This is a genomic window from Providencia sp. 2023EL-00965 (assembly GCF_033550225.1).
GTDB lineage: Bacteria > Pseudomonadota > Gammaproteobacteria > Enterobacterales > Enterobacteriaceae > Providencia > Providencia manganoxydans.
Genome location: NZ_JAWUEH010000005.1, coordinates 114,039 through 140,978, shown reverse-complemented (window position 1 = coordinate 140,978; position 26,940 = coordinate 114,039). Strand labels below are relative to the sequence as shown.

The 26,940-nt window shown below is 40.8% G+C and carries 24 protein-coding genes; 14 read left to right on the top strand and 10 right to left on the bottom strand.

From position 1 onward, the window contains the following. The first annotated feature begins 7 nt into the window (after positions 1-7). From SC428_RS08835 to cysQ, 7 genes are all read left to right on the top strand, one after another. On the top strand, positions 8-2,266 hold the full coding sequence (locus SC428_RS08835) for a dynamin family protein (protein WP_283125991.1): 2,259 nt from the start codon (positions 8-10) through the stop codon (positions 2,264-2,266). Between the two features lie 11 nt (positions 2,267-2,277). Beyond that, positions 2,278-3,165: a hypothetical protein gene (locus SC428_RS08830; RefSeq protein WP_318707134.1), complete on the top strand. Its 888-nt coding sequence runs from the start codon at positions 2,278-2,280 to the stop codon at positions 3,163-3,165. Between the two features lie 8 nt (positions 3,166-3,173). Further along, positions 3,174-6,413, top strand: a complete 3,240-nt coding sequence (locus SC428_RS08825) for an ATP-binding protein (protein WP_318707132.1) — start codon at positions 3,174-3,176, stop codon at positions 6,411-6,413. Next, positions 6,410-7,000 (top strand): HNH/ENDO VII family nuclease, encoded by a 591-nt coding sequence (locus SC428_RS08820; protein ID WP_318707130.1) that lies wholly within the window; start codon positions 6,410-6,412, stop codon positions 6,998-7,000. Before SC428_RS08825 ends, SC428_RS08820 begins: the two co-directional genes overlap by 4 nt. Further along, positions 6,997-7,407, top strand: coding sequence for an SMI1/KNR4 family protein (locus tag SC428_RS08815; protein WP_283125987.1), 411 nt, complete (start codon positions 6,997-6,999; stop codon positions 7,405-7,407). The genes SC428_RS08820 and SC428_RS08815 overlap by 4 nt, the downstream gene beginning before the upstream one ends. A 180-nt stretch (positions 7,408-7,587) precedes the next feature. Then, entirely contained in the window at positions 7,588-8,208 is a 621-nt protein-coding gene (locus tag SC428_RS08810; protein WP_070925638.1) for an FKBP-type peptidyl-prolyl cis-trans isomerase, read from the top strand. A gap of 152 nt (positions 8,209-8,360) precedes the next feature. After that, positions 8,361-9,101 (top strand): 3'(2'),5'-bisphosphate nucleotidase CysQ, encoded by a 741-nt coding sequence (gene cysQ / locus SC428_RS08805; RefSeq protein ID WP_318707125.1) that lies wholly within the window; start codon positions 8,361-8,363, stop codon positions 9,099-9,101. Positions 9,102-9,154: 53 nt separating this feature from the next. Here cysQ and mqo read toward each other — a convergent pair whose 3' ends face one another. The 4 genes from mqo to SC428_RS08785 form a co-directional block, all read right to left on the bottom strand. Beyond that, positions 9,155-10,648: a malate dehydrogenase (quinone) gene (gene mqo, locus SC428_RS08800; protein WP_070925634.1), complete on the bottom strand. Its 1,494-nt coding sequence runs from the start codon at positions 10,646-10,648 to the stop codon at positions 9,155-9,157. A 9-nt stretch (positions 10,649-10,657) separates the two neighbouring features. Beyond that, positions 10,658-11,047, bottom strand: a complete 390-nt coding sequence (locus tag SC428_RS08795; RefSeq protein ID WP_070925632.1) for a hypothetical protein — start codon at positions 11,045-11,047, stop codon at positions 10,658-10,660. Positions 11,048-11,428: 381 nt separating this feature from the next. Next, positions 11,429-12,022 (bottom strand): NUDIX domain-containing protein, encoded by a 594-nt coding sequence (locus tag SC428_RS08790; RefSeq protein ID WP_140185975.1) that lies wholly within the window; start codon positions 12,020-12,022, stop codon positions 11,429-11,431. Between the two features lie 148 nt (positions 12,023-12,170). After that, positions 12,171-12,569, bottom strand: coding sequence for a YgiW/YdeI family stress tolerance OB fold protein (locus SC428_RS08785; RefSeq protein WP_070925630.1), 399 nt, complete (start codon positions 12,567-12,569; stop codon positions 12,171-12,173). A 177-nt stretch (positions 12,570-12,746) separates the two neighbouring features. Here SC428_RS08785 and qseB point away from each other — a divergent pair, with 177 nt between their 5' ends. From qseB to SC428_RS08770, 3 genes are all read left to right on the top strand, one after another. Beyond that, entirely contained in the window at positions 12,747-13,409 is a 663-nt protein-coding gene (gene qseB / locus SC428_RS08780; RefSeq protein WP_140181079.1) for a quorum sensing response regulator transcription factor QseB, read from the top strand. After that, positions 13,406-14,776 carry a quorum sensing histidine kinase QseC gene (qseC, locus tag SC428_RS08775; protein WP_070925626.1) on the top strand — a complete coding sequence of 457 codons (1,371 nt, stop codon included), beginning with the start codon at positions 13,406-13,408 and terminating at the stop codon, positions 14,774-14,776. The genes qseB and qseC overlap by 4 nt, the downstream gene beginning before the upstream one ends. 202 nt (positions 14,777-14,978) lie before the next feature. Further along, positions 14,979-15,176, top strand: coding sequence for a hypothetical protein (locus SC428_RS08770; RefSeq protein ID WP_318707118.1), 198 nt, complete (start codon positions 14,979-14,981; stop codon positions 15,174-15,176). Between the two features lie 118 nt (positions 15,177-15,294). Here the strand turns inward: SC428_RS08770 and SC428_RS08765 are convergent, their stop codons facing one another. From SC428_RS08765 to SC428_RS08755, 3 genes are all read right to left on the bottom strand, one after another. Next, entirely contained in the window at positions 15,295-15,525 is a 231-nt protein-coding gene (locus SC428_RS08765; RefSeq protein ID WP_318707116.1) for a hypothetical protein, read from the bottom strand. Further along, the gene (locus tag SC428_RS08760; protein WP_070925621.1) at positions 15,526-16,005 is read right to left on the bottom strand and encodes an Hcp family type VI secretion system effector; all 480 of its coding nucleotides are present in this window, start codon (positions 16,003-16,005) and stop codon (positions 15,526-15,528) included. It abuts the gene before it with no gap. Positions 16,006-16,490: 485 nt separating this feature from the next. Continuing rightward, positions 16,491-17,051, bottom strand: coding sequence for a YtfJ family protein (locus tag SC428_RS08755; protein WP_070925619.1), 561 nt, complete (start codon positions 17,049-17,051; stop codon positions 16,491-16,493). A 304-nt stretch (positions 17,052-17,355) separates the two neighbouring features. Between SC428_RS08755 and SC428_RS08750 the strand changes: the two genes are divergently transcribed. Continuing rightward, positions 17,356-17,562 (top strand): DUF1107 domain-containing protein, encoded by a 207-nt coding sequence (locus tag SC428_RS08750; RefSeq protein ID WP_070925618.1) that lies wholly within the window; start codon positions 17,356-17,358, stop codon positions 17,560-17,562. A gap of 98 nt (positions 17,563-17,660) precedes the next feature. Here the strand turns inward: SC428_RS08750 and SC428_RS08745 are convergent, their stop codons facing one another. Both SC428_RS08745 and msrA read right to left on the bottom strand, forming a co-directional pair. Then, a complete protein-coding gene (locus SC428_RS08745; RefSeq protein WP_070925616.1) occupies positions 17,661-19,028 on the bottom strand; it encodes a hemolysin family protein in 1,368 nt (455 codons plus the stop codon). A gap of 265 nt (positions 19,029-19,293) precedes the next feature. After that, positions 19,294-19,944, bottom strand: coding sequence for a peptide-methionine (S)-S-oxide reductase MsrA (msrA, locus tag SC428_RS08740; RefSeq protein WP_318707111.1), 651 nt, complete (start codon positions 19,942-19,944; stop codon positions 19,294-19,296). 258 nt (positions 19,945-20,202) lie between these two features. Here msrA and tamA point away from each other — a divergent pair, with 258 nt between their 5' ends. Genes tamA through SC428_RS08725 form a run of 3 tightly spaced genes read left to right on the top strand, consistent with a single transcriptional unit; the run spans position 20,203 to position 26,063 of the window. Then, the gene (gene tamA / locus SC428_RS08735) at positions 20,203-21,945 is read left to right on the top strand and encodes an autotransporter assembly complex protein TamA (protein WP_070925613.1); all 1,743 of its coding nucleotides are present in this window, start codon (positions 20,203-20,205) and stop codon (positions 21,943-21,945) included. Beyond that, entirely contained in the window at positions 21,942-25,712 is a 3,771-nt protein-coding gene (tamB, locus tag SC428_RS08730; protein WP_318707108.1) for an autotransporter assembly complex protein TamB, read from the top strand. Before tamA ends, tamB begins: the two co-directional genes overlap by 4 nt. Positions 25,713-25,715: 3 nt before the next feature. Next, complete coding sequence (locus SC428_RS08725) at positions 25,716-26,063, top strand: gamma-glutamylcyclotransferase (RefSeq protein WP_070925608.1); 348 nt, start codon at positions 25,716-25,718, stop codon at positions 26,061-26,063. A 223-nt stretch (positions 26,064-26,286) separates the two neighbouring features. On the opposite strand, the gene ppa is transcribed toward SC428_RS08725, so the two are convergent. Next, the gene (ppa, locus tag SC428_RS08720; RefSeq protein ID WP_070925606.1) at positions 26,287-26,817 is read right to left on the bottom strand and encodes an inorganic diphosphatase; all 531 of its coding nucleotides are present in this window, start codon (positions 26,815-26,817) and stop codon (positions 26,287-26,289) included. Between the last annotated feature and the right edge of the window lie 123 nt (positions 26,818-26,940).

The window sequence follows — 26,940 nt, the reverse complement described above, 5'->3', positions numbered from 1 at the left end:
GTCTATTATGAATAAGATTTATATTGAACATAATCCCTTTATAGTGGAAACACATTTTTTAATTAATGGTTCAGAACCAGCTGAAGGTTGTAAATTATCTAGCTATAAAGAACTTCGTTTACAAATGTGGGTAGAGTCGATTTTTGAAGAATTCAGTCGTCAACTTAATGGTGAAACTCATTTTAGTGTTGAGTTTAAAGGGGTTGAATCCGACTACATGGATATCCTTGATGCAGCTGAAGCGGCTCGTGCTGATGGTATGGAAATTGAAGTCGAATGGTTACCAGTCAAAGAGGTAGAACATCGACTGAGCGAAATTCAATCATTGATGGAACAAGCGAAACAAAACCCGCAGTTCAATGAATATATTGAAAACAATGAAAGCGTTAGCAAAGGGTTCCAAGAAGCATTTAATCGTGATTTTAACCTGTATGTGGTTGCCACCATGTCTTCAGGTAAATCAACATTGATTAATGCCATGTTGGGACAAGATTTATTACCCGCAGCGAACGAAGCAACGACAGCAACCATTGCGCAAATTACCGATGACAAAACGGTTGGTAGCCAGTTTATGGGGCGCCGTATTGATGCCGATTCCTCTGTTAGTGAAGAAGTTGAAGTGACATCAGAGTTACTTAAAGAATGGAATATGCTGAGTAATACTCGTCAAATCGATTTACGTGGCGATATTGTTTCCATGCAAGAGCGTGAAAATGTGCGCCTAGTACTCACTGATACTCCTGGCCCGAATAACAGTCAAGATGAAGATCATGAACGAGTCACCATGAGCTTCATTCAAGATTCTTATCGTAATCCGCTGATTTTATATGTACTAAATGCCTCTCAATTAGGGATCAATGACGACCAAAACTTATTGCGTTTAGTAGCACAAACGATGGCTCGTGGTGGTAAGCAAAGTAAGGATCGTTTTATTTTTGCCGTCAATAAAATGGATAACTTTGACCCTGAAAATGGTGAAAATGTCAGTGCTGCATTAGAACGCGTTAAAGCGTACTTAGAAAATAATGGTGTTCCAAATCCACAGGTGTACCCAATTTCGGCTAACTTGACTCGTTTATTACGCAAAAATCCTGATGATCTGACACGTAAAGAACGCGGTGATCTCAATACCATGACGGAGCTGTTCCTTGAAGAAGCGAGTATGAACTTACCTTCATATATGCCATTAACTTCACGTGTTAGCCGTGCATTGGAAGAAAGAAAAATTTCCAGTGTTGAGCGCCGCAGTGGTTTGCCTGCGGTTGAAGTGATGATCGATGAATATATTGAGAAATATACTTTCCCTAATCGCTTAAAACGCGCCTATGACGCACTGAACCAAGCGATTGAAAAAGGTATGCGCGAAGCGGAACTTACTGAGCAATTAGAGCAAGACGAACAAGAGCTCGCATTGCTTAATGAGCAAATTGAAATATTACAGCAGCGCCGTAAAGAAGGAGCGAATACTGAAAGCTATAAACAGGAATTGCGCCATCGAGGTAAAGAGCTTCCTCAACCTATTGCCAACCAATTTACCCAACAAATGGCTAAAGTGAGTAAAGAAATCGCTCAAATAGGTGCTGAATTCCAGAAAAATCAGCAGGAAACCCCCAATATAGCTGAACGTATTCTTGATGAAGCTAAGCGTAACGCTGAATTCTTGCACAAAGAATTGGTTAATGACTGTGAAAATGCCTTTCAACTTTCACAAGAACTGATTAAAAAGCAGCTACATGATGAATATAAGCAGTATATTGGCACTTTATTTGATGATGCCCGTACATTAAATTTGCCTGTTTTACAGGGGCTTAAAGAAGAAATTGCTGATTTTTCTCTCAATTTAAACCTCAATAGCCAGCATGTGAAAAGTAAACAAGAACGCTATAACCCGCGAGAAGTGAGTGATTCTAGTTGGTGGAATCCGTTCAGTTGGGGGAGAACGCGTACTGTATGGGATTATCGTGATGTTAAATATGTCGATATGGTACCTCTTTGGGATGAAAGCAGAAGTATATTGCAAGCGGATTTTATGCAGCTACTGGACAATGCCAAAAAGAAAACCGAGCAAGATAAAAATAAGTTGGTTGAAAGCTATCTCGCCTTTATCGATCGTGAGTTCGAAAGTAAATTTAATCAAATTATTGATTCATTGAAGGAAAAACTGGTCAACCAAGAGGCTCGCGAAATCGCTATTGCTCAAGCACATGAACAAAAAGCTTGGATTAAGCAATTTAAGGCTCAACTTGATCAAACATTGAGCGTTTAAGGAGGGGGGATATGACACATCAACAGCCTGAAATTGCAGAGTTAAAAACCGCTTTTATTGCAGCATTAGAAAGTGAACAACGTGATTTCACTTTATTGACATCAATGTTAACGGTGCTCACGGAAAATAAGCCTGAATTATTTCAAATTCATCAGGAGGGGGGATTAGTTGATCCAATTAATCAAGACCGAATTGATTGGAATAGCCAGTATTTCAACTTGCAAAAAAATAGTTTAAAAGAAAACTTCTCGCTTGAGCGAGCAAGCCATTTGGTCGATGTTTGCCAATTTTTATCAGAAAGAGGCGATGTCGGCTTTGTAGTGAAGAAGGAGACTTCATTAGAACAAGTTAAGGCTGTGCCCAAGCTCGATCACAATTTTATACCCACACAAAATTTATCTTCAGCTATAGAGTCTGGATCTGTGTACCAAATACGCGCAGTACTGTTAGCTGAATTAGAAAATAATCGTCATCTTCAGCAAGAGATCCAACAAATGATGCTGTGGGCGCAAAAAAATGTGGCTAATTTATTTGTGCCATATGAAGAAGACTCGTTAGCAAGGCCATTAGAAACCGATAAACTAAAATGGGATACAGATTGTTATTATCTGCATTGCGCGTATTTAAACTCAAACTTTTCTCAAGCGCGTTTTGAACATTTAGTGGAGATGTATCAGTATCTGCGTGAAAAAAATACTGAACGCTTTATTTATCAACCTGCCATTAAACCGCAAGCCCAAACTAGCTCCGCTGGGCAAAAAACATCAAATACCGTTTATCAAACGAGTCCGTCGTCATTAGCACGAAGCGAGAAAGCTCGCCCGCCAGTTCTTAGTTTGGCTGTGAAAATTGGTGGTGCTATCGCGGTATTGGCATTGGCTATTATTGCATTATTGTAGGGGAAGATATGTCTAATTCATTGATGGCTCCAAGACAAATTCAAGAAATGGAAAAGCGTGCAGCAGGCTCTTTGGCTTCAGCTAATTTACTGATCAACCGTAGCTATTTAGCAGAGCTACGCCAATATCCGGTGATCTCACTCAGTGACTATCAAGGGGTGCCGATTAACCCTTCGAGTGATATTCGTTTGTTTCGCATTGAACGTATTGTTCAGCAAAACAAACAGTCGGTACTTGAAAGTACCACTGCCGCCTATACTGCCTTAGGTGCTGCGGGTTATGGCGTCTTTCTATTTCTGAAATCTGATGGTGACGAAACTGAAATTTGTATCGGTACCCGCGGTACACCGGGAAAAATGTTAGGCCATAATTCAGGTGAATTGCTGAATGAGGCATTTAAAGGACATTTTCCAGGTAGTAAGTTAGTTCCTTTGAATGCAGCAGAAACCACTCAGCGCTTGAATGGTATTACTGAAGAAAAACAAAACCCTGCAACGTCAGTGACCGCGGTGACGAGTGTGCCATCATTAGCAACGGATGAACGTGAAAACTTTATGCAAGGTTTGGAACACTTTATCGATGCTGCTGAAAACCGAGTTTACCAAGCAATTATTCTTGCGGAACCTGTGTCGCCACAAGATCTCGATCGTATTCGTACTGGTTATGAGAAAGTCTCTTCTCAATTATCGGTGCTCGCTAAACGTCAGTATTCTTTTGGTATTCAGGATAGTGATACAGTCGGGTTGAGCATCAGCGAAGGTATTAGTGAGTCGCTGGGCGAAAGCTTAGGTATGACGGTTTCACAGGGGACTTCTTTTACACGAGGCACTAATACTTCAACCACTCAAGGATCTGCGAAAGCTGAAAACACATCAGGCATGGTCGCCGATATTATGGATGGTTATCGTAGTGGTCGAGAAACCTCGATCGCAGCAGGTCTTAAAGGGATGATCAAAGGAGCACTGTTAAATCGCAGTCATAATGTGAGTGTGAATGAAAGCTCTACAGAAGGATCATCGGAAACGACTGGGTCGACATGGTCTCAGAGTGATTCAAAAACCAATACTCAAACCAACACAACCACACGTACTGATGGTCAATCAATCAATAAAACAGTCGGCAGTAATCAACAAATTTCGTTGGAAGTGAATGATAAAACCATTGAAAACTTACTGGAGAAAATTGACCATCACTTAGAGCGAGTGAATGAAGCTCGTACTTATGGTGGGTGGCAAACTGCTGCTTATTTTATTGGTGATAGCACAGCCTCTTCCGAATCTTTGGCTAGTCTATTTTTAGGATTGATGCGAGGTACGCGCTCAAGTACAGAAGATTTCGCATTAACAACATGGAATTCACAAGCGAAAAAACCTATTTTAGATTGGCTATCTGTATTGGCTCATCCGCCGTTAAAACCCGCAATTGCACCAATGTTGTCGATAGATTGGATCAGCCCTGCGACACTGGTATCAAGTAAAGAAATGGCACTTCAATTGAGTTTACCACGTCGCTCTACTTCTACGGTTGCTGTGCTACAGACTCCTTCATTTGGACGCAAGGTACAACATTTAGATGGTCTTGAGTTTTCTAACTGCAATAAGCGGATGATTAAACTTGGGCAAATGCGCCATTTATGGAATGACCTAGCTACACCGATTGAACTGGATATTGACCAACTCACGAGCCATCTGTTTATCACTGGCTCTACTGGGGCAGGTAAAAGCAATACTGTGTATGCTTTGCTTGAACAGCTAGGTCAACACAATGTTCCATTTTTAGTGATTGAGCCGGCGAAGGGAGAGTATAAACACGTATTTGGTCAACGAGACGACGTTGCTGTGTTTGGTTCCAATGCTCAATACACACCTTTATTACGTATTAATCCTTTCCGTTTTCCTGCTGAAACTCATGTTTTTGAGCATATAGACCGCCTTGTTGAAGTTTTCACGATGTGCTGGCCTATGTATGCCGCAATGCCAGCAGTGTTAAAAGATGCTATTTTACAATCTTATACTGCATGTGGATGGGATCTCGTCAGTTCACAAAATTGTTGTCAGCCCGCATTATTTCCAACCTTTGTCGATCTACAAGAGCAATTGAAAACGGTAATTGAGCGTTCGGAATGGTCACAGGAAGTGAAAAGCAACTATATCGGTTCTTTAGTGACTCGAGTTAATTCTTTGACAAACGGGCTAAATGGCCAAATTTTCAATGATGATGAAATTGATAATACGGTACTGTTTGATCGCAATTGTATTATTGATTTAAGTCGTATTGGTTCGCAAGAAACTAAATCTTTTATTACTGGAATATTAGTGATCCGCCTAAATGAACATCGGGCAGCAACTCCAGAGATGAACCAAGCACTACGGCACGTTACGGTGCTTGAAGAAGCGCACCATTTGCTGAAACGGAGTAATGGTAGCCAAGGTGGAGAAGGAGCCGATATTGCAGGCAAGGCAGTCGAAATGCTAGCAAATGCAATAGCCGAAATGCGGACATGGGGAGAAGGGTTTATTATTGCAGATCAGTCACCTTCTGCTGTCGATATGGCTGCGATACGTAATACCAATACTAAAATCATTTTACGTCTACCTGAGGAAACTGATCGCCGAGTAGTTGGTAAATCCGCAGCACTTAATGATGATCAACTCGATGAGCTTGCTCGCTTGCCGCGCGGTGTCGCAGTGGTATATCAAAATGATTGGTTAGAGCCTGTTTTATGTCGAGTGGCTAAGTTTCAAGAAGCTTCAACATGTTGGAACTATCAGCGTGAATTACCTCGTCAGCATACCACTGAACAAGATTGGCAAACATTGTTGTCTTGGATGTTAAATCATCGATTACCCAAGTTAACGACAGTGAATAGCCAAGAGCTATATGCCATGATCCAGCGTCTAAATCTTTCAACACGCCAACAAATTTTATTGCGTGATTTTATTGCTGAGTTTGAATCAACGGGGGAGCTAACGTTACAGCAAGAAGATAATTTTGCTCAGTTAGCTAACCATGTTGTGGATTTATTAGATTGTCGCAATGACGTCATAGCATATAGCAAAAGTAGTCAAAGCTTTAGTGAGTTAAACCATGCGCTGAATTTAATAATCAAGCAACGTATCGGTGAGCTTCCTCTTGATCTGATGGTGACATTGCAGCAGTGCATGATGAAAGATCTTTCAGAGCGCTCGGAGGAAGGGTTAAAAATTTATTCGGGCTGGCATAATCACATAAAGGAAGCCATACAATGAGTGACATCATTATCAGGGAAATAGCAAAAGAGTTTGCTAAAGAAGGGTTATCTAAAGGAATTGATATTCGTGATATTGATATCACTAAATTAGATAAACCTATCGCTTTAGAATCGACAACTTTAAGGCATGAACTCACCGCTGAAACAAAAGATATCATGAGTGACCATGATTATAGTGACGATGTTATAGAACGTATCGGCAGTGAAGAAGAAGCTCAAATATATTTAGATGCAGAGCTAGAATGTACAGAAATTAATGGTAAAGATGCATTGATCCGAACAGACATTGACCTTGAGCAAACCGATGACTTTGGGCAAACCAATCTAGAGCGGATGGAAAAAGGATTGGCACCATTAGATGCGGATGGAAAACCCTACGAACTTCATCATATCGGTCAAAATACAGATTCTCCTTTAGCTGAGCTAACTCGCAGCGAACATATGGGGGGCGGTAATAATAAAATTCTTCATGATGTGACCAAAGAATCTGAAATTGACCGCAATGACTTTAATAAGGAGCGGGCAGAACATTGGAAAGCTCGCGCAGAAGAAATTAAACTCCAACAAAATGAGGGAATGCAATGAATAAGCTAATTGAGTTTACGAAGAGCCATGATGTGCTGACTCGCCCTGCAACGTTAACGGAGTTGACGGAAGCTGAAAAGACGCTGAACATGACATTTTCTGCGGAATATAAACAGTGGTTGTTGAATTTTGGGGTGCTTTCTTACCTCTCTTATGAATTTTTTGGATTAGGGGTTAAAGAAACATCATGGCTGAATATTTTACGTTCAACCCCTGAATTGCGTCAGGAAAACTCGAACTTTCCAGCATCTGCTGTACCACTCATGGATGCTGGCGATGGGCAATTCTACCTATATGATAATGATATAGGTGCCATTTTAGTTTGGTCATCTCTTGCTGGCGTGTTAGAAGAAATTAGTGATTCATTAGAAGGGTTTATACTGAAACAACTATCATCAGAGTTGTAGACAATTGACATATTACAGCGATTAAAAAACCGATGTAATATGTCATAAAGGCCTTTAGGCAGCTTTAGTGCGTTAAATAAAGTATTGCGATATGAAGAAGGATGAGCTAATCGTTTAGGTTTACCCATAAGTGTAAGGCTGTTATCCTTGGTTTTTTCTTAAAACCATACAGGTATTTTCATGGCAAACCAAAATTTTGATTCAGTAGAAGCACAAGCAAGCTATGGGATTGGCTTACAAGTGGGCCAACAACTATTAGAGTCAGGCTTAGAAGGCTTAGTGCCTGAAGCGATCCTTGCTGGCTTGACTGATGCACTAGAAGGTAATATGCCTTCAGTTCCTGTTGAAGCACTACATAAAGCGCTACGTGAAATTCATGAACGTGCTGATGCCGTCCGTGTTTCTCGCCAAGAAGCAATGGCAGCCGAAGGCCGTGCGTTCTTAGAAGAAAACCAAAAACGTGAAGGTGTTTCAACCACAGATTCAGGTTTGCAATTCTCTGTTATCAATCAAGGTGAGGGGGCTATCCCGACTCGTAGCGACCGCGTTCGCGTGCACTATACTGGTCGTTTGGTTGATGGCACTGTATTTGATAGCTCAGTACAACGTGGTCAGCCAGCCGAATTCCCTGTTAGTGGCGTGATCCCTGGTTGGATTGAAGCTTTGACTCTGATGCCTGTTGGTTCTAAGTGGGAGCTCTACATTCCTTCTGAACTCGCTTATGGTGAGCGTGGTGCGGGTGCATCTATTCCACCATTTAGCACTTTAGTTTTTGAAGTTGAATTATTAGATATCCTGTAATTCGTTTTATTGCTGGATTGAGAAATAGCGGGTCTAAACACCCGCTATTTTTTTATCTCTACTTTTTGTTGTTTAGGTTTATAGGAAAAAGGTGCATCAATGGCTTATGACTGCTAACCTAGTTTTAACAGTTAGCGGGAGAGAGGTGAATTATGTTAAAACAAATTTGCGAACTGGCTATAGACGCGGGTTCTGCCATCATGAGTTACTATACCGCCGAAGAGCCGCTACAGGTTGAACGGAAAAGTGATGATTCACCTGTAACTGCTGCCGATATTGCTGCTCATAATATTATTACAACAGGATTAACGCAGATCGCGCCTGAAATTCCTCAAATATCAGAAGAAGCACCACCATCGTGGGATGAACGTAAGAATTGGCAACGTTATTGGTTAATTGATCCGTTAGATGGTACCAAAGAATTTATCCACCGTAATGGTGACTTTACCGTTAATATCGCGTTGATTCAAAATGGTGTTCCTGTCATGGGCGTGGTTTATGCACCAGCAAAAAACTTACTTTACTATGCTGAAGGTAATCAAGCATGGAAGGAAGAAGGCGGCCATAAGCAATCTATTCATGTCAAAGAGATGACGCCACCTACAATAGTCATTAGCCGTTCCCATCAAGACGGTGAATTACGTGATTACCTCAATCAAATGGGAAGTCATGAAACCGTTGCTGTAGGGTCATCATTAAAGTTTTGCTTAGTCGCTGAAGGCAAAGCACAACTTTATCCACGCTTTGGGCCTACCAATATTTGGGATACAGCCGCGGGCCATGCAGTGGCAATTGCTGCGGGAGCGAAAGTGCTAGATTGGAATGGAAAGACATTAGATTATACACCACGTGAATCCTTTTTAAATCCAGGGTTTCGCGTGACATTGTTTTGATGTGGATAAAATAAAGAAGGGTGGAAAAATGATTATTTTCCACCCTTATTGAATTAATTATCCAGTTTTAATACTTTTGCCGTAGCAGCTCGAATATCAAGACAAGCTTTGGCATCAACTTTTAAGTCAATTCCATAAGTTGGAATAATATCTTTCAAGCGTGCTTCCCAGCCATCTGAATTTAATTGCTCTGCAAAGCAGGTTTTCAATACATTCAAGGCGATGAAGGCAGCTGTAGAAGCTCCCGGTGACGCACCCATCAAGACAGTAAATGACTTATCGGCACTGGTGATGAGTTCGGTACCGAATTCTAAAACACCTTTTTTGTCGTGATCTGGTTTAATGATCTGCACGCGCTGGCCTGCGACCACTTCTTTCCAGTCTTCATGCTGCGCTTCTGGGTAGAATTGTTGCAGCATGGCAAATTGGTGAGCAGATGTTTGCAACACTTGGCCTACTAAGTATTCTGCTAGCGACCAGTTATCTTTTGCAACCGCAAGCATTGGCTCAAGGTTATTCAATTTAACGGATTCGAACAGATCTAAATAGGAACCATGTTTAAGGAATTTACTCGAAAAACCTGCATAAGGTCCAAATAATAGGGAGCGCTTACCACCAATAATGCGTGTATCTAAGTGTGGGACAGACATTGGTGGTGAACCTTTATCCGCTTTACCATACACTTTTGCGTGGTGACGAGAGGCAATTTCTTCGTTATCGCAACGTAGCCAGATACCACTAACTGGGAAACCACCATAGCCTTTGCCTTCAGGGATCCCTGATTTTTGTAGTAATTCGATCGCACGGCCACCTGCACCTACGAACACGAATTTTGCAGAGGTAATGGTTTTTTCATGGGTAAGTAGGTTTTTAACTTCAATATTCCATCTACCATCGGCTGTTTTTTTAACGTCGATGACTTCATGTTTATAGTGAACGGAAAAACCGGATTGTTCGCTGAGTTGCGCCATTAATAAATGCGTTAGTGCACCGTAATCGACATCTGCACCGGTATTAACACGGGTAACGGCAATCGCTTCTTTAGGATCACGGCCTTCCATGATCAGTGGAGCCCACTCGTTGATCTGTTTTGGATCATCACTGTATTCCATATTGTGGTAACAGTGGTGAGCAGACATCTGCTGGTAGCGTTGCTTTAAGAATTTTACGTTGTCTTCGCCCCAAACAAAGCTCATATGTGGGCACGGATGAATAAAGTCACGTGGATCTTTAATTTTACCTTTGGTGACGAGATAAGACCAAAGCTGGCGAGAGAGGTCAAATTCAGTATTGACTTCAAGTGCTTTACTGATATCTACCGTACCATCTGGATTCGGTGGCGTGTAATTCATTTCACAGTTAGCGGCGTGGCCTGTACCTGCGTTGTTCCATGGATGAGAACTTTCTTGTGCGCAATCATTGAGTCTTTCAAATACGGCGATGTTGAGTGATGGCTCGAGCTCTTTTAAAAAAGTTCCCAATGTTGCACTCATGATACCGGCACCAATTAGCGCGATATCGACTTGTTCAGAAATAGGCTTACTCATTAAAAACTCCTACTGCTTAGTGGGCTTAAAACACAGTTCAGTGCCTTCTTGATACACAACATAAGCACGGCGCCATGGGTCATCACCGATTAAACGCCATTTGTGGCCAGTGCCTGTATTATCTTGTGCTAATAAAACATCACCGGGTTTGATGATAAATGTTGAACCATCTTTGGTTTCAAATTCTAGCGTACCCGTCAGCGTCAGCACATAACGTGGAACAGGATCTTTGTGCCAATCCCATGATCCGCCTGATGTGGTTTCGCGAAATGAAAGTTCACTCACTGCAATCGCGGGTGTTTCATTGTCACCTCTTGCTTCACCACTTAATTCTATCGTGCCTTCTTCAAAAAGAGAGTTACCATCTTCACCGGTCCACATACGAACACAACGTATCATATTATTAACCCCTTACTTTGTATTTTGCACTATTGAATGGATAAAAAACCAATAAAAGATATTCATAAAAAGACGTTTCCTAAATTGGTAAAAGCCAAATGAATATATTTTGTTACCTTTTAAAAGAGATAATTCATTAATACATTGTAACTTATTCTAATTAAAATAAATACTGTAGTAATTAGCGGGATGTTTTTAGAAGATAATGGTAGAAAAAAAGAAAAATATATATCTTATTGATTATAAATGATTATTTATCTTGATTGGCATACTTGTAAAAAATGTAACATAATGAAAAATCTATAAATCCAAATAAACATGATTTAATTTTCCTTCTCAATTCGTATCGAGAAGGAAAATAGAGAAATATAAAATGTTATATTAAGTGTTTTTTAATATATTATTTAATGCTACGTGTTGTATGAGCATAATTGTCTTACCATCGACAATTTCACCGTTTTTGATCGCTTGTAATGCTCTGGGAAATGCCCACTCTAATACTTCAATATCTTCCCCTTCATCAGCGAGTCCGCCACCTAAATTTAAGCGATCTTGATCATGGTATTCAGCAATATAAAAATACAGCTTTTCGGTGACTGAGCCGGGGCTCATATAAGCTTCAAAAACTTTTTCGATTTTTTGTACCTTAAAGCCAGTTTCTTCTTCTGCTTCAGCGATAATTCTTTCTTCGGGGGAAGCATTGTCGAGTAACCCAGCAGCAGCTTCGATAAGAAATTGATTGTAGCCGCTGATATATAAAGGAAGCCGAAATTGGCGGATCAGGACAATGGTATTTTTACTGCGATTATAGAGCAAAATGACAGCGCCATTGCCTCTATCATAAGATTCTCGGCTCTGCTCTTGCCAGTTTCCATCGCTACGTTGTAGCTCATAAGTGTATTTCTTGAGGGTGTACCAATTATCAGAGAGTAAAGTTTCACGGATATTGCGCACTTTGGGATGTTTAGCGGACATGATATTACCTTCATAATGGTGGTAATAATTAATCTAACATTATCGTTAGTGCCCGAAAATAAGAGTCTATGACAGTTTGCATGATAAATATTGAGGGGAAAAATGTTAGCGAAAAGGGGGCAAGGCCCCTCTTCGTATTTTTTAAGGTTTATTGAATGATTTGAATTTGCTTAACTTCGACTTCGCGAGAATTCCAATCTTTATCAATTTTACCACGGATTTCTACTTTATCTTTTGGGGTCACATTGAGGCCGTTCCAACGTTTTGGACTAATCTCAAGATTGATAGTGCCTGTGCCATCAGTAAATTCATAATGCTTCTGATCTAACTGTTTCACGATATTTCCACGTAAAATTACCCAGCTGTCATCTGATAGTTCAAGTGCTTTGGCAACAGTAGTTTCACCGCTATTCGGGCCATTAAAGCCACCTGCTTGAGTGGATGAAGTTTGTGGTGCTGATCCTGGGCCGTCAAATCCACCTGTTGCCGCAAATACAGGTGCAGAAGCAAGAGCAGCGATCATTGCAATAATAGGTAGTTTTTTCATCGTGGTTCTCTCCATTGATTACTTAAATTTGTTGACGGAGGCTATTAAAACAAAAAGTTCTTAACAAGATCTTAAGAAGTCGTAATAAAAGAATAGTTTTTTAATTTAGCTAATTATAGCTAGTCATCGGCCTATTAATTAGATAAATATATTAATATTCGAATGAGGGAGATGGCCATGCGTATTTTGCTGATAGAAGATGACAGGTTAATTGGTGATGGTTTAAAGGTGGGTTTAAGCCAACTTGGCTTCACGATTGACTGGTTTACTGATGGTAAGCAAGGGCAAACGGCATTATTCGATGCACCTTATGATGCCGTGATCTTAGATCTCTCTTTACCCAGTTTAGATGGTATGGATATTTTAAAACATTGGCGCAAACAAGGCCGAGAGGAACCTGTTTTAATTTTGACCGCAAGGGATGCGTTGGATCAACGCGTACAAGGCCTACAACAAGGGGCCGATGATTATTTGTGTAAACCTTTTGCATTAGTTGAAGTTGCAGCCCGTTTGCAGGCTCTGATCCGTCGGCGTAGTGGTCAATTAACACCGACCTTGAAGCATGGTGATGTTGAATTAGATCCTGTAGCGATGACCGTGACATGTCACGGTGAGTTGGTTGAGCTAAAAAGCAAAGAATTAGCACTATTGTCTCTATTTTTACACCATCCAAATAAAGTATTGTCTCGAGCAGCAATCGAAGAAAAACTGTATAACTGGGATGATGACGTTTCAAGCAATGCAGTCGAAGTACATATTCATCATTTACGTCGTAAGTTAGGTACAAACTTTATTCGTACAGTCCATGGGGTCGGTTACCGCTTAGGTGAAAATGCATGAAAACTTTTAGCTTGCGCTTAAAATTGACCTTGATGTTATTACTACTTGCGTTAATGACGTGGGGAGTGGCCAGTTTACTGGCGTGGCACCAAACCTATAAGACCATTAATGAGTTATTTGATACTCAGCAGATGGTATTTGCGAAACGTTTATCGGTTCTCCCTTCAGACTTAGATTTTGCTGGCTCTTCATTAGCCAAAACGAAGAAAATATTACGTAAAAACCGTGGTAATCAAGATGATGATGCATTGGCCTTTGCTATTTTTAGCCCACAAGGTGAAATGTTACTGAATGATGGCGACAATGGCCGAAAAATAGCCTTCGACTTTCGTCGTGAAGGTTTTAGCGAAGGCAAAGTGAAGGGCAGTGATGATGAGTGGCGATTTGTTTGGCTAAAATCGTCTGACGGGCAATACATCATTGCGGTAGGGCAAGAATGGGAATATCGGCAAGATCTGGCAAAAGATATTATGGTCGCCCAGTTTTTACCTTGGCTAATAGCACTACCCGTGATGTTAGTTTTATTTTTATGGTTATTGACCCGTGCACTTCGTCCTTTACGTCAAGTGGCTGCCCAGCTCTATCGACGGCAGCCTAATGAGCTCAATGCGGTTAACGTAAAACGATTACCCTCAGAAGTGAAACCGTTGTTAGATGCGCTTAATAGCTTATTTGAGCGCATCCAAATCATGTTTACGCGAGAGCGGCAATTCACCTCTGATGCGGCACATGAATTACGTAGCCCATTAGCTGCGTTGAAAGTGCAAGCCGAAGTGGTACAAATTGCAGGACAAGATGCGGCGATCCGTCAGCATGCGGTGGCCAATTTATCTGAAGGTATTGATCGAGCAACACGCCTCGTTGACCAATTGCTGACCTTATCCCGTTTAGAATCGTTATCACAGCTTGATGATATCGAGCAGTTACAATGGTCTGCATTAATCGAATCATCAGTACAAGAGGCTGACTCAGAAGCGAAAGCAGCACAAGTCACCGTTGAAGTCTCAGTACTCAATGAACCGCCACCGATTATGGGACAGCGGTTACTGCTAGCCATTTTGCTACGAAATCTTCTTCATAATGCTATTCGTTATGGCAAAACGGGTGGGAGAATAGATATTGAACTGAATTACCGTTATCTTGCCATTAAAGATGATGGGGAAGGGGTCACCAAAGAGGTATTAGCGCGGTTAGGCGAACGCTTCTATCGACCTGCTGGGCAAGAAAAAACAGGAAGCGGTTTAGGCCTCTCTATTGCGAAACGTATTGCGGAGTTACACCATTTAAGACTTGAATTTTCTAATAGAGAAACGGGTGGATTTTGTGTGACGGTCTTTCTGGGAGAAAACAAAAATAGTGTGATATAATATCATACTATAAAACAACATATTGATAATAAACTACACGATAATAACCATATATATGAAATTTAAAAATGAAAACAGAAGAAAAAACAAAAGTTAAAAAAGAAAAACTAAATGAAATAATAAGTAAGTTAAATGAAAGTGATGATTTATATTATTTACAGCTACTATAATAAACAAGAATAGATTATTGTATGAGGCCATAGTGAAAAGACGAAACATAGATAAGTTAAGTAAAGATGATATTGCCAAACTTAGTTTAATCCATTCATCTATTGGAACTGCAGATAGTTTTGACTCATGGTTTGAAGAATCAATAGCAAGTAAAAAAACACCAAGAGTATTAATTTTAATTTTTATAATAAATTACATAACACTTGTTTTTTTATGGGGGCCCCATTAATTCTATCGCTAATACCTTTAACAATCGCATATTTAGTTCCTGTGATAATATTTACTTTTATAATGTCATTAACAAAAAGAATACCTTTTTTTTTCTATTTAAAGATCAAGTTAAAAATTTATTTTTTTTCTTGATTCAATTCAAGAATTAATTTTAATTTAATTATTGAGGTCGTTGCTGCATACAATAACATTGGTTTATTTCCTAGCGCTAATTTTCTTTTATAATTTTCACTAGTCCATTTAACAATTCTAAATCCAACATTATCAGGAAAGTTACGTGCAAAAATTCCCACTTTTCTTAACTCATTTGCATACCATTCAAAAGTTTCTTCTGGGGTAGAAAACATTTAGAAAACCCTCTCATCCCATATGCTGTACGAACTGGTTCCTGCAATGACATGTTCCCATGTGACCGACTGAAACTTAATCGATACAGATTCTTCTGGTTGAGCTTGGTTATGACTAACTGAATTAGGGTAAAAGCAATTTAAACTAACAATTGATGCCCCTGTTAATTTTATTTTGTAATATAATTCTAGCCCACCACTCATTGATGTTCTATAGAAAGCAAAGTCACAAGTTAATATTTCGTTAGATACTAAAGATTGCGAGAGTAGTGGGGACGATTTATCTATTGGTTTTCTAATATCGATGGGTTGAAAACTCACATTTTGATCCATTGATAAGTTAGAAGATAGTTCATGAATGAGGATCTCATCTTCATGTCCATTTTGATATTTATTTCCAATTGAATCTATTGTTGAGCACCCCTTTGAGATTAGTCCTTGCTTGTTTCCTTTTAACGTAAGATAGATAATATTCGCCATTTGAGTATTCCTATTATAAAAATTTAATATAAGTTTAGATAATACAACAGCGCAACCCTAAGTTAAATATATAATTAGATTATCGAGCTTAAGAATATTAAATAAAAATGGGGTATATACTCTAAATAATTCGAGATGCAGATAGGCGACAAGTGAAGATAGGCGGGGAGCATAGATAAACTCTATGACTCGACTCGCTGAGTGTAATCAACAACCCTGCAACTTGAAGTATAACGAGTATAGAAAAATAATTCCAAGCTGAGAATATAGGTATTATTACTCAGGAATTGATTAGAGTCATAATAGCTCACCAATATTATCTAGAGTGATGATTTTTTATGACTCTATTCAGGATAATTATTCATAATGTTGATCATAACGCTTGAGACATAATTCAGAATAACTGTCTGTTTTTGTAATCGACATTTTCAATTTTTATGCTATTCGCTAGTACACAGTTACTGTGTACTAGCGGTTAAGTAATACTAATTAGTTAATTCAGTTTTAATCAGCTCAATCACTTTATTGATTTCAGGGGCTGTGAGTGCGCCATCTTTAAAATAAAGTACATTGCCTTGTTTGTTCAATATGATAATCGCTGAGCTTTCAGGGGCGAGGCTCCAAGCTTGCTTCACAACACCGTCGCTATCGACAATAAATTGTGAGTAAGGAAATTCTTTTTTGCTGTCCTCAACACTATTGCTAACAAACACGCCTGTACCAAAAATAGCATCATCGGCATTAATAATTGAGGTCGTTTGATAACTATCATGTGGGAAGCTGGCTTTTTTGATCGCTTCAATTAATGGTGCATTGAGCTCTTTCGCGGAGGAGCGGCCTGCAATATGCTGAATTGTCCGAACTTTTCCCGGTAACTGTTGGCTTTTCCACTCTTGGTATGAAAATTTCCCTTCTTGGTTTAAGAGCATTTCACCTTTGTCTGTCACAGTAACGGCTGGAACGGGTTGATTGAGCTGGATTTGGCTTGCAAAAGCGGTTGATGATAAAGCCAGTAAGCAAGCAAATAAAAAATTCTTTTTAATCATTATATTACCTCATTTTTGTGATTGCCTTACATCAAATGGCAATGTGTGACGGTGAAGGTACTAAGTAGTTACTGTTATAGCATAGCTCATCCGATGAGTTGTGAGATGAAAATTAACATTTTTGCAAAATTTAGCATAACTACACAGTTTTTGCGGTTATTGACAGAGAGTTTGCAGTGTCATTTTCTGTAAATGAATTGAATAAAACTGCAATAATCGAACCAAAGTAAACATTGCTGGTCTATTATTAACGAGCGGTATGAGTGAACGAGTATCGTCAGACAAAAGGAAAGGAAAAGTTCTAATGAAAATATTTAACCGTTATAACCCATCCAAAATTGCACTCTACGTTAAAACGCTATTCCGTGGTCGCCTATATATTAAGGATTTTGGCGCTTTTGAATTTAACTATGGCAAGATTTTACCACCTAAGGTGGGTGATAAACGCCATTACAATGTGATGAGTGAGGTGAACAAACAAATTCTTGTTTTGCAAACTGAGTTGGGGTGATTGCTGTTAGTATCAATAGTTATGCTGTGTTGCTATTGAGCTAAAAACAGCGCCACATAAAGTGGCGCGTTAACAAGAAACGGCTTCGCTGTAAGACATTAATCTTTGATATTTTTTGTTGGTTGTTCTGCGTTAGCCGTTTCGGTGTTGTTTTTACCTGCTTGTACGACAACGGGTGCTGGTGGTGTCGTTAGACGAGTCACAAGCAGCTGGTCAATCTTATAGTTATCAATATCGACCACTTCGAATTTATAACCTGCATACTTCACATAGTCCGTACGTTTTGGCATTTTTCTCAGGCGGTACATCATAAACCCTGCGATGGTTTCGTAGTTGCTGAAATCAGGGAAATCATCAATATCAAGAATACGCTGTACATCCTCAATTGGTGTGCCACCTTCGACTAACCATGAGTTCTCGTCACGTGTGACAATTTGTTCTTCTTGTCCGGGGCCGAGTAGGTCACCCATTAATGTGATCATAACGTCATTAATCGTGATCACCCCCATGACCATGGCATATTCATTAAGAATAACCGCAAAATCAACGCCATTGGCTTTGAATGCCTCTAGGGTATCAGAAAGCGATAGCGTATCAGGGATCATTAATGCAGGCTGAATATGTACACCATCTTTTAAATTCAGGCTTTGTCCATTTAGTACGCGATTCAGCAGTACTTTTGAGTCAACATAGCCAATCACATGGTCAATGTCACCGTTACATACCAAAAACTTCGAATGAGGCTCTGTTGATATTTTATGTTTGATGCTGTCTTCAGATTCTTGCTTATCAAAGTAAATAATACTTTCACGTGGCGTCATTGCTGAAGGAACTGTACGAGATTCTAATTCAAATACGTTTTCAATCAGCTCATGTTCTTGTTTACGTAATACACCTGCCACTGCACCTGCTTCAACGACCGCAAAAATATCATCAGACGTGATATCTTCATTACGTGCTGTAGGCAATTTGAAAATTTTGAAGATAAGGTTAGCAAGGCCATTAAAAAACCATACAAATGGACTAAGTACTGCGAGGCAAAAGCGCATTGGATTGACAATGTGGACCGCGATCGCTTCTGGTTTTACCATGCCAATACGTTTAGGCGTTAAGTCAGCGACTAAAATGAATAGGCTAGTGACAATGGTGAATGACAGAATAGAGGCGACCTGTTGTGCCCAAACAGGTGATAGGAAGTTAATAAAAATATCCTGTAGTGCGGGAGAAAAGGCGGATTCACCAACAATACCCGCTAAAATGGCGACAGCATTTAGGCCGATTTGTACCACAGTAAAGAATTTACCCGGCATTTCTTGTAATTTGAGAACGCGAGCTGCATTGATATTGCCTTCATCGGCCATCAGTTTCAATTTAATGCGGCGGGAGGCTGCCAGTGAAATTTCTGACAACGAAAAAAATGCGCTAATTGCACATAATAAAAGAACGATCAGTAAACTATTAAGCATAAATTATCCAGATAATACCTTCAGGAACATATGATCCTTGGTAATGTAGGATCCCCTGAAGGTAACTGTCCTTACTACACAGATAAAAGTGGCGCGGAGTGCGCAAAATTTGGTTAGTCACGTTAGTATAGCATTAGGTTAAATTATCTGCCTATACTTGTCATACTTCAAGTTGTAGCGTTGTTGGCTGCACTAAGCTAGCCAAGTCATAGAGTTTATCTATGCTCCTCGCCTATCTTCGCTTGTCGCCTAGCTGCATCTCGAATTATTTAGAGTATAAGTTTATGTTTGGCGGCAAGCAAATCCCAATCCCCCCTAATCCACAGTAGCCCGCTGGATTTTTGTGTAAGTATTGTTGATGATAGTCTTCTGCAAAATAAAACGCATCTAATGGTGCAATTTCAGTGGTGATGGTTCGTGAGTCTTGTTGTGCCTTCATTGCTTGTTGATAGGCATTCAGTGTGGCTTGTGCTTGCTGTTGCTGTGATTCAGAAATTGTGTAGATTGCTGAACGATATTGGGTTCCAATATCACCACCTTGACGCATGCCTTGGGCAGGATCATGATTCTCCCAAAATAGGGTTAATAAATCAGCGTAGCTAATGACTTGTGGATCAAAGACAACACGGACAATTTCTGTATGGCCAGTTAGGCCAGTGCAAACCTCTTCGTAAGTTGGGTTTGGGGTGATCCCCCTGCTGTAGCCGACAGATGTTGAATATACCCCCGGTTGTTGCCAAAATAGTCGCTCTACACCCCAAAAGCAGCCCATAGCAAAATAAGCCGTTTCAGTATTGTTCGGAATATTATCAATCGAATGATGGTTAACTGCATGATATGGTGAATGAGGGATCGCACATTGTCGACCGGGTAATGCTTGTGAAATACTCACTGGGTGTAATTTATTGGAAGACATAACAGAACCTTATAAGTGATGGTGTGCAATTTAAGTAAAAATACTCATCGTATTTCAAGTTGTAGCGTTGTTGACTACGTTCACTCGTGCCAGTCACAGAGTACTCTATGCTGCTAGCGGCTCGTTCGCGTGTCGGCTAGCTGAAACTTGAATTATTTAGAGTAAATTAGGATAAAAACTTGTATCTAATGTTTATTTTACTCAAAATAAATTGATATTAAGTGTTTAGTCAAACTATCAATGATCTTAGGAGCGGGCGTGTCAAAATACCCTATCATCTGTTTTCTCTGCTTAACGGCGGCTGTGCCTGTAGCGTATGGTGCAAATCTTCGCCTTAATATTGAAGGACTTGAAGGGCAAACAAATCAGAACGTCCGCGTTCAACTTTCCAATATTTCTCAAGATGAAGTGGCTCCTAATGGTCGTTTTCGCGCTCGAGTCACTAAAGCGATCGAAGAAGGGCTAAGACCACTTGGCTATTATGAGCCTAAGATTGAGTTTAGTTATCAAGAAAACAAGCCTCCCGCACGTTCAATATTAACGGCAAAAGTCACGTTAGGTGAACCGGTCACGGTGCAAGGCGTGAAGGTGATATTAGAAGGGGGCGCAAAAACTGACCCCAACTATGCCAAAATGATAAAAAATAATACCCCTAAAATAGGGACTATTCAAAATGATGGCGAATATGAAAGTTTTAAAGGGAAATTTAGCAGTTTAGCTATCCGTGAAGGCTACTTTGATGCCGTTATGGAAAAAAGCCAACTGGGTATTTCATTAGATCATCATGCTTCTTATTGGGATTTCGATTTTAATAGTGGTGAACGTTATCGTTTCGGTGCTATTTCCTATGAAGGCTCACAAATTCGCTCTGATTACCTCAACAACTTAGCGCCTTTCAAAGAAGGTGAATACTATACTTCAGAGCAGCTTGCTGAGTTTAACCGTAGACTTGCAGAAACAGGTTGGTTTACTTCCTCAATTGTGACGCCAAATATTGCCAAAGCGCGTGAGAACCATACAGATATCTTACCGATGGAAGGCGTGATGGTTCCTCGGGCAAAAAACTTTGTTGAGTTAGGCGGCGGCTATGCGACAGATGTTGGTCCTCGAGTAAAAGCGACGTGGAATCGGCCATGGGTAAACTCGCGTGGGCAAAGTATTACGTCCAATATTAGTTTATCTCAGCCAGAGCAAATCATTGACGCGAGCTACAAAATCCCCCTAAAAGCGAATCCACTTGAGCAATATTATGCGGTCCAAGGGGGTTATAAGCGCACTGATTTAAACGATACAGAATCAGATACAACGACTTTGAATGTGTCACGTAACTGGGATTATTCAAGTGGTTGGCAGTATGGCGTTAATATGCGTTGGATGCTGAGCCACTTTACGCAGGCCGATGTAACGAATACCACCATGTTACTTTACCCTGGAGCAAATGTAAGTCGAATTCGTCAGCGCGGTGGGGTCATGCCAAGTTGGGGAGATAGCCAACGTTATTCAATCGATTACTCTAATGAAATCTGGGGTTCTGATATCGATTTTCTTGTCTTGCAAACGAAACAAGTGTGGATCCGTTCACCTTGGGAAGGACACCGCTTTGTTGTCAGAGGCAATTTAGGTTGGATCGAAACCAATAACTTTGACAAAGTGCCACCTGATTTACGTTTCTTCGCGGGGGGTGATGGCAGTGTGCGTGGTTATGGCTACCAAAAAATTTCACCAGAAGATAGCAAGGGCAAGCTGACAGGGGCATCAAAACTGGTGGTAGGCTCTATCGAATATGATTACAACTTCACGGGGAATTGGTGGGGAGCAGCCTTCATTGATAGCGGTGAAGCGGTTAATGACATTAAGAAAAGTGATTTTAAAACGGGGGCGGGTATTGGTGTCCGTTGGGTTTCACCAGTAGGGCCAATTAAGTTTGATTTGGCAACCCCGATAGGTGACCCTGATAATAATAAGATTCAATTCTATATCGGCTTGGGGACTGAACTATGAAATGGATGAAGTGGTTTAAATGGATAAGTCTCGCCGTTTTATTAGTACTGGTCTTAGTCTTTGTGGCATTGGGATGGGTACTTGGTACGCAATCAGGCCTGCATTTTGCACTAAATAGCGCAACGCGCTTCGTTCCGGGGCTGGAAATCAGTTCTATTGAAGGTGACATTCGCGACTTAACCTTAGCAGGCGTTAAATATCAAATGCCGGGTGTCGATGTGAATGCAGAGAAAATCCATCTTGCTTTACGTTTACGTTGCTTAACTCATCGTGAATTGTGCATTGACGATCTTTCGACTGAGAATGTTGTGGTCGATGTTGATACTTCAAAAATGCCACCTTCGGAAGAAACTCCGCCTTCAGAGCCGTTAACGGAATTGAATGCGCCATTAACTATCAGCCTCAATCAGCTGCAATTAACATCAACTAAAGTGACTGTTGATGGAACGAATATTGATTTAGCGAAGTTCAAAACGGGATTGCATTGGCAGAAAAAAGCACTGACATTAGCCCCGACTGACATCATTGATTTAGCGATTAATTTACCTGTCAGTGAAGAAAAGCAGCCTGAGCAGCCAGTGCCAGAAACCCCTGTGGGTGAAGAGAAGCCGATAGGTGAAACGCTAAAGGCATTGTTTGAAAAACCTTTATTAGCTGAATTGCCTGAGGTCATTTTACCTGTTGATTTGAATGTTGAGGGTATCAATGGTTCGAATCTACAACTTTCTGGTGCAACAGAGGCATCTATCAATGATTTGCGCTTGCAGCTGTCTAATGATGGGCAAAATGTTTTACTGAAACAGTTTACTGTTGATGCACCACAAGGCAATGTTGCTTTGTCAGGTACGGCAACTTTAAAAGATAAGTGGCCTGTATCCCTATCGATTACAGGGGAAAGTCGTCTTGATGACCTAAATGGCCAAAAAATTGATTTATCCTTGAAAGGCGGATTGCTTGAAGAACTAAAATTGGCTTTAAATCTTAGTGGCCCCATTAATGCAACATTGAATGCGGAAACTGACCTTGGTCAAGCCGATCTACCTATTTTACTGACCTTAGAAAGCCAAAAGTTAACATGGCCTTTGGTAGGCGATGCTCAGTATCAACTGGATGGCACGCGTTTACGTTTAAACGGGCGTCCATCTGCCTATGATTTATCACTGCGTTCAGCGATTACAGGTCAAGAAATTCCACCGTCAACTCTGATGTTAGACGCGAAAGGTAATGAAGAGCAAATTAACATTACCCGCCTACGCTTAGCCGCTCTGCAAGGTAATGCAGATATTACGGGGGTGGCAGATTGGAGTAAGGCGATCAGTTGGAATGCAGTGCTGACGCTATCGGGTATTAATACCGCCAAACAATGGCCCGAATGGCCAGCGAAGGTTGATGGTAAGATCGCCACGCGAGGGAGTTTGTATGGCGGTAGCTGGCAAATGCAAATCCCAGATATTTCCCTTGATGGCAATGTGAAAAATAACGTTTTAAAAGCACGTGGCCAAGCTTCAGGTAATGCGGCTGGGCAGTGGGATATACCTGAATTCAAACTTGCCTTAGGCAAAAATCAGTTGGATGTTAAAGGAAATCTTGCTGAGAAATGGAACTTAGATGCGAAAATTAACGCGCCGGGGCTGGATGGTATTCTACCAGGCTTAGGCGGCGTCATTCTTGGTGACATTAAGTTACGAGGCGATCTCACCGCCCCTGAAGTGGTAGCTGATTTAACAGCACGTGGCGTTAGATGGCAAAAAGACCTTGCTATCGATAATGTGGCCATTAAAGGTAATGTTGCTTCTGGCGAGCAAATCAAAGGCGATTTATCCGTTGTTGTACGCCAGTTAAAACAAGGTGACCTTGTGGTCAGCAATTTGACATTAGACGCTAAAGGCAGCGAGAAAAAGCACACTTTAAAATTAGATGTCAAAGGTGAGCCTGTTTCAGGTCATTTAACCTTAGCGGGTGGTTTCGATCGTCAAACAGAGCAATGGAAAGGTAACCTAAGCAATACGCTATTTGAAACCCCTGTTGGTGAATGGCAGCTGAGTAAAGTTATGGCATTGGATTATGCCAATCAAACACAAGAAGTGACGATCGGAACCCATTGCTGGGTCAATACGAATGCACGTCTTTGTGTGCCAAAACCGATCAAAGCTGGAAAAAGTGGTAGTGCTGACATCGTGTTAGAGCGCTTTGATTTGGCGATGTTAAAACCTTTCCTAACCGATGAAACGCGTGTTCAAGGTGTTTTCAGTGGCAAGGCTAACGTAGTATGGAAAGATAATGGTAGCTTGCCACAAGCTAAAATTGATCTGAAAGGCAATGGTGTCAAAGCCGTTCAGCTAGTGGATGGCACGCGTTTACCATTGGAGTTTGAAACACTGACGCTCAGTGCCGCATTACAAAATGGTAAAGCCAATTTGAATTGGTTATTTAAAATTGCTAATAACGGTCAACTGAAAGGTAATATCCAAGTTTCTGACATTGAGAAAAAACGTCAACTTTCAGGTAATGTGGAAATCAACGCTATTACATTAGCCATGATTAAGCCACTGATTGGCGAGAAAGAAGTGGCAAATGGTGACTTAAATGCCAATTTACGCCTCGGTGGTAGTGCCAATAATCCATTGTTGAATGGTAATTTGGCACTTTCTGGATTGGAAGTGAAATCGTCATTAATTCCATTTGATATTAAAAGTGGTAATTTAGGCATTGCTTTTAATGGCACAAGCTCGGTGATGACTGGTCAAATCAATACGCCAGAAGGTTATCTCAACATCAATGGTGATGCGGATTGGCGTAAAGTGGATGCATGGCGAGCCAAGGTGATGGCTGTGGGGAATAACCTGCGTGTCTCTATCCCACCGATGATCAAAGTCGATGTGCAGCCTGATATTGTATTTGAAGCTTCACCTTCACTACTGACGCTAAATGGTAGTGTGAATATCCCATGGGCGCGTATTACCGTACAGGAGATCCCTGAATCAGCGGTAGGGGCATCTTCTGATGTGGTCATGTTAGACAGTGATCTGAAGCCAATTGATGAAACTAGTACGCCAATTCCAATTCAAACTAATTTGGATATTAAAATTGGTAATGATGTGCAATTGGATGCCTTTGGTTTGAAAGCGCGCTTAACGGGTATGCTGAAAGTGTTGCAAAACAAACAAGGCTTGAGTCTCAATGGGCAAATTGATATCCCGTCAGGGCGTTTCCATGCTTACGGCCAAGATTTGCTTGTACGTAAAGGGCAAATTCAGTTCTCTGGGCCACCGGAACAGCCGTTCTTGAATCTAGAGGCTATTCGTAATCCAGATAACACGGCTGATGGTGTTATTGCAGGCGTTAAGGTCACAGGACTTGCAGACAAACCAAAAGTCGAGATATTCTCTGAGCCAGCCAAAACTCAGCAAGAAGCACTATCCTATCTGTTACGCGGAGAAGGATTAGATAGCGGAGATGCTAATGGCTCTCAGATGACCTCAATGCTCATTGGGCTTGGTGTGGCACAAAGTGGACAGCTTGTCGGTAAAATTGGTGAGACATTTGGGGTATCTGATCTGGCGCTCGATACCCAAGGGGTAGGTGATAAATCCCAAGTGGTCGTGAGCGGCAAAATTACTAACGACCTACAAATTAAGTATGGTGTTGGTATATTTGATTCATTGGCAACGCTAACATTACGTTATCGATTAATGCCTAAATTATATTTGGAAGCAGTGTCTGGTGTTAATCAGGCTCTTGATCTCCTTTACCAATTTGAGTTTTAGAATATGCGTGTAATTGTTTATGGCAGTTTAAGGCGCAAGCAGGGAAATCATCACTGGATGACTTATGCTCAATTACTTGGAGAGCATAAGTTAGAAGGCTATGAGCTTTACGATCTTGGGTATTATCCAGCAGTTGTCAAAGGAGATGGGGTGATTGAATGCGAAGTTTACCGTATCAATCCCTCTATTTTGACTGAATTAGATGAGCTAAAGAAAAACTCACAGGACTATGTCCGTGAATTAATTTCTACGCCATATGGTAATGCTTGGATTTACCTCTATCGTCATTCCGTTGACGGCTTGCACCGCATCAAGAGTGGTGATTGGCTAAAACGCCACGAAGAAGAGTAGTGTCAGTAAATGCCGATATCTCATATAGGATATCGGCGTTTTTCAGATATGAAAAAGGCTCTAACAGTCCTGTTAGAGCCTTATATACTCGTCATACTTCAAGTTGCAGCGTTGTTGGCCTAGCTTGCTCACGCCAGTCACACCGTTTTCTATGCTGCTAGCGATTTATTCGCTTGTCCTTGCTGCACCTCGAATTATTTAGAGTATCCCCCGAAAGGGTTAATTATTTCTTTGCAGCGCGTTCGAAAGAAGCGATGATTTCAGCTTTAGCGGCTGCTGCATTATCCCAACCATCAACTTTAACCCACTTACCTTTTTCGAGATCTTTATAGTGTTCAAAGAAATGTGTGATTTGTGCGCGCAGTAATTCAGGCAGATCGTTCACATCTTTAATGTGATCGTATTCTTTGCTCAGTTTAGTGTGTGGTACTGCAACCAGTTTCGCATCTTCACCTGACTCATCAGTCATTTTCAGTACGCCAACTGGGCGGCAACGGATCACTGAACCCGGTTGTAATGGGTATGGGGTAGGGACTAACACATCAACAGGATCACCGTCTAAAGACAGCGTGTGGTTGATGTAACCATAGTTACATGGATAGAACATCGCGGTAGACATGAAACGATCGACAAACAGAGCGCCAGAGTCTTTATCAACTTCATATTTGATTGGATCTGCGTTAGCAGGGATTTCGATAATAACGTAGATATCTTCTGGCAGTTCTTTACCTGCCGGTACATTGTTCAGGCCCATGGAAAAGTATCCTTTATGTTAAAAACTAATATAGTCATCAATATGTTAAGTCGTAAAAAATACAACTGCTATCATGATTGATACATAACGTGGGGGGTATTATAGCCGTAAAGAGGGGTAAAA

What these genes read in the sequence shown, in the direction of transcription:
- SC428_RS08795 (WP_070925632.1), bottom strand. Translation starts at nt 11,047, where the DNA reads ATGATACGTTGTGTTCGTATGTGGACCGGTGAAGATGGTAACTCTCTT.
- SC428_RS08760 (WP_070925621.1), bottom strand. Translation starts at nt 16,005, where the DNA reads ATGGCGAATATTATCTATCTTACGTTAAAAGGAAACAAGCAAGGACTA.
- SC428_RS08815 (WP_283125987.1), top strand. Translation starts at nt 6,997, where the DNA reads ATGAATAAGCTAATTGAGTTTACGAAGAGCCATGATGTGCTGACTCGC.
- SC428_RS08755 (WP_070925619.1), bottom strand. Translation starts at nt 17,051, where the DNA reads ATGATTAAAAAGAATTTTTTATTTGCTTGCTTACTGGCTTTATCATCA.
- SC428_RS08785 (WP_070925630.1), bottom strand. Translation starts at nt 12,569, where the DNA reads ATGAAAAAACTACCTATTATTGCAATGATCGCTGCTCTTGCTTCTGCA.
- SC428_RS08820 (WP_318707130.1), top strand. Translation starts at nt 6,410, where the DNA reads ATGAGTGACATCATTATCAGGGAAATAGCAAAAGAGTTTGCTAAAGAA.
- SC428_RS08750 (WP_070925618.1), top strand. Translation starts at nt 17,356, where the DNA reads ATGAAAATATTTAACCGTTATAACCCATCCAAAATTGCACTCTACGTT.
- SC428_RS08830 (WP_318707134.1), top strand. Translation starts at nt 2,278, where the DNA reads ATGACACATCAACAGCCTGAAATTGCAGAGTTAAAAACCGCTTTTATT.
- qseB (WP_140181079.1), top strand. Translation starts at nt 12,747, where the DNA reads ATGCGTATTTTGCTGATAGAAGATGACAGGTTAATTGGTGATGGTTTA.
- SC428_RS08825 (WP_318707132.1), top strand. Translation starts at nt 3,174, where the DNA reads ATGTCTAATTCATTGATGGCTCCAAGACAAATTCAAGAAATGGAAAAG.
- SC428_RS08725 (WP_070925608.1), top strand. Translation starts at nt 25,716, where the DNA reads ATGCGTGTAATTGTTTATGGCAGTTTAAGGCGCAAGCAGGGAAATCAT.
- qseC (WP_070925626.1), top strand. Translation starts at nt 13,406, where the DNA reads ATGAAAACTTTTAGCTTGCGCTTAAAATTGACCTTGATGTTATTACTA.
- SC428_RS08810 (WP_070925638.1), top strand. Translation starts at nt 7,588, where the DNA reads ATGGCAAACCAAAATTTTGATTCAGTAGAAGCACAAGCAAGCTATGGG.
- msrA (WP_318707111.1), bottom strand. Translation starts at nt 19,944, where the DNA reads ATGTCTTCCAATAAATTACACCCAGTGAGTATTTCACAAGCATTACCC.
- SC428_RS08745 (WP_070925616.1), bottom strand. Translation starts at nt 19,028, where the DNA reads ATGCTTAATAGTTTACTGATCGTTCTTTTATTATGTGCAATTAGCGCA.
- cysQ (WP_318707125.1), top strand. Translation starts at nt 8,361, where the DNA reads ATGTTAAAACAAATTTGCGAACTGGCTATAGACGCGGGTTCTGCCATC.
- mqo (WP_070925634.1), bottom strand. Translation starts at nt 10,648, where the DNA reads ATGAGTAAGCCTATTTCTGAACAAGTCGATATCGCGCTAATTGGTGCC.
- ppa (WP_070925606.1), bottom strand. Translation starts at nt 26,817, where the DNA reads ATGGGCCTGAACAATGTACCGGCAGGTAAAGAACTGCCAGAAGATATC.
- SC428_RS08765 (WP_318707116.1), bottom strand. Translation starts at nt 15,525, where the DNA reads ATGTTTTCTACCCCAGAAGAAACTTTTGAATGGTATGCAAATGAGTTA.
- SC428_RS08790 (WP_140185975.1), bottom strand. Translation starts at nt 12,022, where the DNA reads ATGTCCGCTAAACATCCCAAAGTGCGCAATATCCGTGAAACTTTACTC.
- SC428_RS08835 (WP_283125991.1), top strand. Translation starts at nt 8, where the DNA reads ATGAATAAGATTTATATTGAACATAATCCCTTTATAGTGGAAACACAT.
- tamB (WP_318707108.1), top strand. Translation starts at nt 21,942, where the DNA reads ATGAAATGGATGAAGTGGTTTAAATGGATAAGTCTCGCCGTTTTATTA.